General features: G+C 70.0%; 7 protein-coding genes. 4 read left to right on the top strand and 3 right to left on the bottom strand.

Translation table 11 applies throughout. The features are described 5' to 3' along the window. Window positions 1-42 precede the first annotated feature (42 nt). From rsmG to ACFXMF_RS33075, 4 genes are all read left to right on the top strand, one after another. Window positions 43-795: a 16S rRNA (guanine(527)-N(7))-methyltransferase RsmG gene (gene rsmG / locus ACFXMF_RS33090; RefSeq protein ID WP_360315837.1), complete on the top strand. Its 753-nt coding sequence runs from the start codon at window positions 43-45 to the stop codon at window positions 793-795. A gap of 268 nt (window positions 796-1,063) precedes the next feature. Further along, window positions 1,064-1,996, top strand: coding sequence for a ParA family protein (locus tag ACFXMF_RS33085; RefSeq protein WP_379992773.1), 933 nt, complete (start codon window positions 1,064-1,066; stop codon window positions 1,994-1,996). After that, window positions 1,993-3,111, top strand: coding sequence for a ParB/RepB/Spo0J family partition protein (locus tag ACFXMF_RS33080; protein WP_360315819.1), 1,119 nt, complete (start codon window positions 1,993-1,995; stop codon window positions 3,109-3,111). Before ACFXMF_RS33085 ends, ACFXMF_RS33080 begins: the two co-directional genes overlap by 4 nt. 150 nt (window positions 3,112-3,261) lie before the next feature. Beyond that, the gene (locus ACFXMF_RS33075) at window positions 3,262-3,501 is read left to right on the top strand and encodes a hypothetical protein (RefSeq protein ID WP_360315816.1); all 240 of its coding nucleotides are present in this window, start codon (window positions 3,262-3,264) and stop codon (window positions 3,499-3,501) included. Here ACFXMF_RS33075 and ACFXMF_RS33070 read toward each other — a convergent pair. From ACFXMF_RS33070 to trxB, 3 genes are all read right to left on the bottom strand, one after another. Then, window positions 3,494-4,672 carry an N-acetylmuramoyl-L-alanine amidase gene (locus ACFXMF_RS33070; RefSeq protein ID WP_360315813.1) on the bottom strand — a complete coding sequence of 393 codons (1,179 nt, stop codon included), beginning with the start codon at window positions 4,670-4,672 and terminating at the stop codon, window positions 3,494-3,496. The two genes, ACFXMF_RS33075 and ACFXMF_RS33070, sit on opposite strands and share 8 nt — an antisense overlap. A 229-nt stretch (window positions 4,673-4,901) precedes the next feature. After that, a complete protein-coding gene (trxA, locus tag ACFXMF_RS33065; protein ID WP_360315810.1) occupies window positions 4,902-5,228 on the bottom strand; it encodes a thioredoxin in 327 nt (108 codons plus the stop codon). A gap of 52 nt (window positions 5,229-5,280) precedes the next feature. Next, on the bottom strand, window positions 5,281-6,228 hold the full coding sequence (gene trxB / locus ACFXMF_RS33060) for a thioredoxin-disulfide reductase (protein ID WP_379991646.1): 948 nt from the start codon (window positions 6,226-6,228) through the stop codon (window positions 5,281-5,283). Window positions 6,229-6,269: the final 41 nt, after the last annotated feature.

Here is a 6,269-nt window from a genome sequence, read left to right as displayed (position 1 = left end):
GCCCCACCCGTCACGGGTGGGGCCGGCGCCGTTCCTGGGATGATGTTCCACGTGAAACGTCAGGACGACACGACCCCCGACCCGCCGGTGGACGAGCGCGCGCCCGAGGCGCCGGAGGCGGCAGGTCGCCTCTTCGGTGCCAACCTGGACCGCGCGATCCGCTATGCCGATCTGCTGGCCGGGCCCGGTGTACGCCGGGGCATGGTCGGCCCACGCGAAGTCGGCCGGCTCTGGGAGCGGCACCTGCTCAACTGCGGGGTGGTCGCCGAATTGATCGCGGAGAACGCGATCGTGCACGACGTCGGTTCGGGCGGTGGCCTGCCGGGCATTCCGCTCGCGCTGGTGCGGCCGGATCTGCGGATCACCCTCGTCGAGCCGCTGCTGCGGCGCACCACGTTCCTCGACGAGGTGGTCGAGGAACTCGGCCTCGACAACGTCGAGGTGCTGCGCGGGCGCGCCGAGGAACTGCGCGGCCGTACCTCCGCCGACGTGGTCACCGCACGAGCGGTGGCGCCGCTGGCCAAGCTGGCCGGGTGGGGTCTGCCGCTGCTCGGCTCCGGCGGCGAGATGCTCGCGCTCAAGGGCGACTCGGCCGCCGAGGAACTCCTGGAGTCCGAGGCGGACTTGCGCAAGCTCGGCGCGGTGTCCTGGACGGTCGCGCACGCGGGTGCCGGGATCGTGGACCCGCTGACCACCGTCGTCCGGGTCCGGATCGGCACCGTGGTGGCCAAGGAGTCCAAGGCGGCCAAGGCGCGACGGGCCGCGAAGGCGACCAGGCGGCGTCCCGGAAAGTAGTGCGTCGCCGGGTTGGGCCGGACGGCTGAAACGCCGTTCCTGCCCGCTCGGGGTGTGTCGTGCGCGTCGCGCCATCGCCGCACCCGGGATCGTGTTTCACGTGAAACGCCTTCCGTGGAAACGCTTCTACTCACCTGAGGCGCGCCGGAACGTGACACCCTCTGAGGGTGCCGCCGCAGTGCGTGGTCATTCCGTCGGCCCGAGTTCCCATGTCGCCGCGGCAGGAGAGGAGAGTGGACCGTTGCCGTCCGAGTATCCGACAGCCTCGATGCCGGCGCCCCGAGTGGGTGCCGTCGTCGACGTTTCACGTGAAACAGAGGCACCCGGTATCGAAGACACGCCCATCGCCCGAGCGGCCCGACAGGCCGTCGAGACGATGGGTCGTGCTTCGGAGGGGCTGCCGCGCCCGGAGCGCACCCGGGTCATGGTGGTCGCGAACCAGAAGGGTGGCGTGGGTAAGACCACGTCGACCGTGAACCTCGCGGCGGCGTTGGCGATGCACGGCGCCCGGGTGTTGGTGATAGACCTCGACCCGCAGGGCAACGCCTCCACGGCACTCGGGGTGGACCATCACGCGGGCACACCGTCGATCTACGAGGTGCTGGTCGAGGGCCGCGACCTGGCCGAGGTCGTCCAGCCGGTACGCGACGTCGAGGGCCTGTTCTGTGCTCCGGCGACGATCGACCTGGCCGGTGCCGAGATCGAACTCGTCTCGCTGGTCGCCCGGGAGAGCCGGCTCCAGCGCGCCATCGCGTCCTACGAACAGCCGTTGGACTACATCCTGATCGATTGCCCGCCCTCGCTCGGCCTGTTGACGGTCAACGCGCTCGTGGCGGGCGCCGAGGTGGTCATCCCGATCCAGTGCGAGTACTACGCGCTGGAGGGGCTCGGGCAGCTGTTGCGCAACGTGGAACTGGTCCGCGCGCACCTGAATCCGAACCTGGCCGTGTCGACCATCCTGCTCACCATGTACGACGCGCGCACCCGGCTGGCCTCCCAGGTGGCCCAGGAGGTGCGTGACCACTTCCCGGACGAGGTGCTGCCCACCGCGATCCCGCGCTCGGTACGCATCTCCGAGGCGCCCAGCTACGGGCAGACGGTGATGACCTACGATCCGGGCTCCACCGGGGCGTTGTCGTATCTTGAAGCGGCTCGGGAGATGGCGCTGCGCGGTGTGGCGAAGGCGAAGGAGGAAGTATGAGCGGACAACGCAGAGGACTGGGCAAGGGCCTCGAATCGCTCATCCCGGCCCGACCGTTGAAGCCGTCCTCCTCCGCGGCGGCGACCCTGCGCAAGATGGCGGAGATAGCGACGGACGAGTCGGCCCTGTCGCCGACCTCGGTCCCGGTGCAGGATGCGCCGAAGGCCGAACCGACCGCACCGGCCGCGCTCTACGCCGAACTCCTGGTCGACCTGATCGTGCCGAACCCGCGCCAGCCGCGCGAGGTGTTCGACGAGGAGGCGCTGGCCGAGCTGGTCCAGTCGATTCGGGAAGTCGGGGTGCTCCAGCCGGTCGTGGTCCGCTCGACCAACGAGGGCACCTACGAACTGGTGATGGGCGAGCGGCGGTTGCGGGCTTCCCGGCTGGCCGGGCTGACCCACATTCCGGCGATCGTCCGGGTGACCAACGACGACAAGCTGCTGCTCGACGCGCTCCTGGAGAACCTGCACCGCTCCGAACTCAATCCGTTGGAAGAGGCTCTGGCCTACCAGCAGTTGCTGGAGGAGTTCGACTGCAAGCAGGAGGAGCTCGCCGATCGCATCGGTCGCTCGCGGCCGCATCTGACCAACACGATGCGGCTGTTGAAGTTGCCGATGGAGGTGCGCTCGAGGGTCGCGGCGGGCACGTTGCTGGCCGGACACGCACGGGCCTTGCTGGCGCTGGAAGAACGGCCCGACGAGTTGATCAAGCTGGCCAAGCGGATCATCGCCGAGGGCATGACGGTGCGGACCGTCGAGGAGATCGCCCGCTCGATCAACAACGAGGGACCGGCCAAGTCCAAGGCGCACAAGCCGCGCGCGGGCCGGATCGTCGCGCCCGCGCTGAACCAGCTCGCGGACCGACTCAAGAACCGCTTCGAGACCGAGGTGAAGGTCGTCCTCGGACAGAAGAAGGGCAAGATCGTCGTCGAGTTCGCGTCGATCGAGGACCTGGAACGCATCCTGGCGTCGATGGCGCCCGGTGAGGGCGACCACTTCGCCAAGCGGTTGTCGGAGCCCGAGGTGCCCGGCCAGGCCGGGCCGGTGCGCGAGGGCGCGGAGGCGGCGGACGAGGCGTCCGTGGATGGCGCGGAATCCTCGGTGTTGGTGCCGTAGTCGGCACGGGAAGCACCCGGGAAGGGGCTCGCGGAGGTTGACCGCGAGCCCCTTCCTTGCTTGTGTTTCACGTGAAACGTGCCGCCGGTTCGGCTGCGGCCGGGTTCCGCGCGCACGTTTCACGTGAAACGTGGCACCCCTGGAGGGCCGATGAGGTCGATGCGTTGGATCGTCGCGGGTCTGGGCGTGGGTGCCGTCGGCGGATTCGTCGGCGGGTTGCTCGGCGAATCCCCGCGTTCCCGGATGCCCGGCCGGGCGCCGTGGGCGCCGGGTGGGCCCGCGATTCCGGTCCATGCGCTGCCGCTGGGCTCACGCCGGCCGGTGGATCGGGTTGTGCTCGACGAGTCGGTGCTCGCTCGGGCGAGGGCCAGGGCCGGTCGGCTCAGGTGAAGACGGGCAGCCGCAACATGCCGGTGGGCACGTCCTCGTCCGGCGGCAGATAGAGCCGCTGGAGGGCCACCACGATCGACTCGGCGGCGTGGTCGCGGAATTCCGAGTCGGCCAGTCGGGCCGCGTCGTCCGCGTTGGTGAGGTAGCCCAGTTCGATGCGCACGGCGGGCATCCGGGTGCGCCGGAGCAGCGTCCACGCCTTGCCGTGCGTCCGGCCGTCGACCAGGCCGGTGCGGGCCACGAGTTCGCGTTGTACCAGGCTCGCGAAGTGCTCTCCGGTCGGCGAGCGTCGCCCGTACCGGTCGCTGCCGCTGCCGTAGTAGTAACTGGAGACGCCACTGGCCCGCGGGCTCGCATTGCGGTCCGCGTGCAGGGATATCACCAGGTCCGCGTCGGTGGCGTTGGCGAAGGCCGCGCGGTCCTCCTCGCCGACGCCGTCGGAGTCCAGGCCGCGGGTGAGGTACGCCTGGACGCCCAGGGCGGACAGTCGGCCCTCCAGTCGCCGGGCGAGGTCCCACACCACCTCGGCCTCGCTCAGCCCGTGCGCCACCACGCCCTGATCCGCGCCGCCGTGCCCCGGGTCGATCACCACGGTCTTGCCGGCCAGCGAGGGGCCGGAGCGGTGCAGCAGTTCGGACTCGCGCATCGCGTGCGGTTGCCCGCCGACGACCGTGCGCGCGAGCCGGTCGAGGGCTCGGAACGTGGCCGGTCCACACGTGCCGTCCGCGCCGAGTCCGTAGTTGCGCTGGAATTCGCGCAGCGCGCGTTCGGTGGCCTGGCCCAGGATGCCGTCCACCCGGCCGCAGTCGAAGCCCATGTCGAGCAGCCGCTGCTGGAGGGTGGCCACGTCGTCCCCGACCGTCGGGTGACCGATCGAGTAGGACAGCATGCGGTCGCCGAGGCGCCATCGTGCCTCGTCGAGGTGACGGTAGGTCTCCGGGCCGACGATGCCGTCCACGGTCATCGCGCGCTGCTGCTGGAAATGCCGGACGGCGAGGTCCACGGAGTCGTCGAACACCGCGTCCGCGTAGCCGCCTTGGCCGCTCGCGTCGCCGCTGCCGACGACGGCATGGGCACCGGCGGGCAGGAGGCCGAGCAGCACCAGTTTGGACCTGATCTCGGCCACTGCGGGGCCGGTGTCACCGCGTCGGTACCGCCGCTGCATGGTCATGGAAAGAAGTCCTCCCGAGTTTTGACGCAACACTCGATCGTACGCGCGCATACGGTGCTTCCCGTACCGGAGTGGGGCTCTCGGGGCCCGGATTCCGGCCCGAGCGGACGATCTGCCGCCGTGGGTCGCCCGCCGGCCGTCGATACGCCCTGACACGCGTGAAGGGCGCTCCCCGGTTCCGGGAAGCGCCCTTCGTATGCCCGTGGGCCGCCGCGTCGAACGGGTCGACTCAGACGTACTCGGCGAGCTCGCGCAGCAGTGCCGCCTTCGGCTTCGCACCGACGATCGTCTTGACGATCTCGCCGCCCTTGAAGACGTGCAGGGTCGGGATCGACAGCACGCCGTAGCGGGTGGTGATCTCCGGGTTCTGGTCGATGTTCAGCTTCGCGACGGTGAGCGTTTCACCGTTCTCGTCCGCGATCTGCTCCAGCGCCGGGGCGATCTGGCGGCACGGGCCGCACCACTCCGCCCAGAAGTCGACGAGCACTGCCTTGTCGCTCATCAGGACGTCGGTGTCGAAGGTCTTGTCGGTGACGGTGACGGTGGCCCCGGCCATGGTTGCTCCTCGGTGTGCTCGGGTGGAAGGAAGTTACGGACGAGTGGGTGGGTCAGGCGCCGGTGCCGTCGGCGAGCGAGGCGAGGTAGCGCTCGGCGTCGAGGGCGGCGGCGCACCCGGTGCCGGCGGCGGTGATCGCCTGCCGGTAGGTGTGGTCGACGACGTCGCCCGCCGCGAAGACGCCGGTGAGGTTGGTGTGCGTGGTCGGCGCGTCGACCTTGATGTAGCCCTCGTCGTCCAGCTCGATCTGACCCTGCAGCAACTCGGTGCGCGGGTCGTGGCCGACCGCGATGAACAGGCCGGTCACCGCCAGGTCGCGCAGTTCGCCGGTGGCGGTGTCGCGCAGCTTGACGCCGGCGAGCTTGCCGGCGCCCACGATCTCGGCGACCTCGCTGTTCCACGCGAACGAGATCTTCTCGTCGGCGAACGCCCGATGTTGCATCGCCTTGCTCGCGCGCAGCTCGTCCCGACGGTGGATGACGGTCACCGAGCGGGCGAAGCGGGACAGGAACGTGGCTTCCTCGATCGCCGAGTCGCCACCGCCGACCACCGCGATGTCCTGGTCCCGGAAGAAGAAGCCGTCGCAGGTGGCACACCAGGAGACGCCCCGGCCGGACAGCGCGTCCTCGTTGGGGAGGTTGAGCTTGCGGTACGCCGAACCGGTCGCCAGGATCACCGCGTGCGCCTGGTGCACGGTGCCCGCGCCGTCCGTGACGGTCTTGACGTCGCCGGTGAGGTCGACCGCCACGACGTCGTCCGGAATCAGCTCGGCGCCGAAGCGCTCGGCCTGCTTGCGCATGTTGTCCATCAGATCCGGACCCATGATGCCGTCCGGCCAGCCGGGGAAGTTCTCGACCTCGGTGGTGTTCATCAGTGCGCCGCCCGCAGTGACGGCGCCTTCGAAGACCAGCGGCTTCAGGTCCGCGCGTGCTGCGTAGACGGCGGCCGTGTACCCGGTCGGACCCGATCCGATGATGATCACGTTGCGGACGTCGCTCACGCTGAGCCTTTCCTGGTTCCTTGTCGAGCCTCGTGCCGTGG

It is taken from the genome of Embleya sp. NPDC059213 (assembly GCF_042754445.1).
Classification (GTDB): domain Bacteria; phylum Actinomycetota; class Actinomycetes; order Streptomycetales; family Streptomycetaceae; genus Embleya.
Note: the sequence above shows the minus strand (reverse complement) of the source record. Positions and strands in the feature narration are given on the sequence as shown.

What these genes read in the sequence shown, in the direction of transcription:
- rsmG (WP_360315837.1), top strand. Translation starts at nt 43, where the DNA reads ATGTTCCACGTGAAACGTCAGGACGACACGACCCCCGACCCGCCGGTG.
- ACFXMF_RS33085 (WP_379992773.1), top strand. Translation starts at nt 1,064, where the DNA reads ATGCCGGCGCCCCGAGTGGGTGCCGTCGTCGACGTTTCACGTGAAACA.
- ACFXMF_RS33080 (WP_360315819.1), top strand. Translation starts at nt 1,993, where the DNA reads ATGAGCGGACAACGCAGAGGACTGGGCAAGGGCCTCGAATCGCTCATC.
- ACFXMF_RS33075 (WP_360315816.1), top strand. Translation starts at nt 3,262, where the DNA reads ATGAGGTCGATGCGTTGGATCGTCGCGGGTCTGGGCGTGGGTGCCGTC.
- ACFXMF_RS33070 (WP_360315813.1), bottom strand. Translation starts at nt 4,672, where the DNA reads ATGACCATGCAGCGGCGGTACCGACGCGGTGACACCGGCCCCGCAGTG.
- trxA (WP_360315810.1), bottom strand. Translation starts at nt 5,228, where the DNA reads ATGGCCGGGGCCACCGTCACCGTCACCGACAAGACCTTCGACACCGAC.